A 1699-nucleotide genomic window follows, 5' to 3' on the forward strand; every position below is an offset into this window, starting at 1 on the left:
GTCTTCAGCAGGGAGCCTGAAGCCGCCAGGATCTTGTATTCCGCAAACAGAGCCGCGACGCGGGCCGTTTCGGCGACGATGCTGGTGTTGAAGCGGGTGTTCTGTGCGTCGAGAACATCCAGAAGCGAGCGCTGGCCAATCTTGAACTGCTCGCCGTAAGACGAGACGAGCTGAGCATTCTGCGAGGACTGCGAATTCAGGATCTGCGAGAGCTCGCCGCGGCTGCGGCGCTCATTCCAGGCCGAACGCACGGACTCTTCGATCTCGCGATGAACCTGATCGGATGCATAACGCTGCTCGCTGGCGCGACGGATCTGCTCCTGCTCGCGAGCCTGGTCGATACCACCGCGATAGAGGTTCCAGCGGGCGACCAGACGCACCTGAACGTCATTGGTGTTGCCCTGGCTGGTGCCCACGTCGTTGCCGACACTGGCACGACCTTCGAGATCGACGGTCGGGGCATAGTTGGAACGCGCAGCGCGAACTGCGGCGTCAGCCGCATCGATATCGGCGCGGGCCGAATAGATGCGCGGATTATTGGCCTTGGCGGTTGCGATGGCGTCATCCAGCGTGCGTGGGATGAACTTGGCAACCGAACCCGGCACCTTGGCATTGGTGATCGGCTCACCGACCGTCTTCAGGAAGCGGATCTTTGTGAGCTCCAGCTCTTCCTGTGCTTCACGCAGGCGGGCCTGGGCAGCCGCAAGACGCTCACGTCCCTGAACGGCATCGACTTCCGTCAGCGCGCCGCCGGATATGCCCTGGTTGATGTCAGAGAGAATGCCGTTGTGGAAGGAGACGTTCTGCTGCGCGACACCGACGATCTTCGCCTGCAGAATGTATTCGAGATAGTCCTGAACGACCTGCAGGGCGATCGTCTCAGAACGCTCCAGGACGCGGAAGGACGCGCCATCGACGCGCGAGGCCTGCTGATCGACCTGGGCCCGGCGGCCGCCGCCGTCCAGGAGACGCTGGGTGACCGTCAGACCGACCTCGGAGGAATTAAAATCCTCGTAGTCTCGCGTCAGGGTTCCCGTGCTCTCGTTCGAGAGCCGGCGCTTTCCCACGCTTGCCTCGAGATCGATCGACGGGAGGTAGAGACCGCGCGCCTGGCGCAGTTCGAACTCGACCGCTTCACGGTTCTGAACCGCTTGGGAAATCTGCGGATTGGTCGTCAGAGCCTTTTGAATGGCCTCTTGCAGCGACATGGCGCTTGCTGGCGCAACAGACGCGATGGCGAATGCTGCCGAGGTATACAAGGCGGCGAATAAAGTCTTTTTGCTAAACAACGGTCTGCCCCTACCCAAATCTTAGCTGCGAGACGTTATATATCGGGACACTTGTCGGTGGAATTGCTGCGCAGCAAGTAAGTGTCCAAAACCCGTAAAAACCACCAAAAAAACACCGGGTTACTGCCGAAGATCAGGACAACTAGTATCATCCTCGCCAATAGCGCTCGACACCACAAAAAAAGGGCGCCGGTTTGGCGCCCTTTCTCCTAGTAAAACTACTATCTGTCTTAGTCGTGCGGGGTGACGACCGCATGCTTGTCGTCGAACAGCACCTTGATGGCGGTGTCGTGGTTTTGCAGGACCACGACGTCCTTCCAGGTGTCGGCACCCGTCTGGACGCTGACCGTGGTGTTGCCGTCCTCGACCGTTGCCCGCAGATGCGAGGCTGCGGTTTCAGCAGAGGCCTG

Annotated in this window: 2 protein-coding genes; both read right to left on the reverse strand. The window is 60.1% G+C overall.

All coding sequences use genetic code 11. From position 1 onward, the window contains the following. Positions 1-1208, reverse strand: a 1208-nt coding sequence (locus QWE_RS24165) for a TolC family outer membrane protein (protein WP_040300947.1), incomplete at its 3' end; no start/stop codon positions are given. 311 nt (positions 1209-1519) lie between these two features. Further along, the coding region (locus QWE_RS24170; protein ID WP_040300948.1) for a hypothetical protein at positions 1520-1699 on the reverse strand (180 nt) is incomplete at its 5' end.

This window comes from Agrobacterium albertimagni AOL15, assembly GCF_000300855.1.
In the GTDB taxonomy this organism is placed as follows: domain Bacteria; phylum Pseudomonadota; class Alphaproteobacteria; order Rhizobiales; family Rhizobiaceae; genus Allorhizobium; species Allorhizobium albertimagni.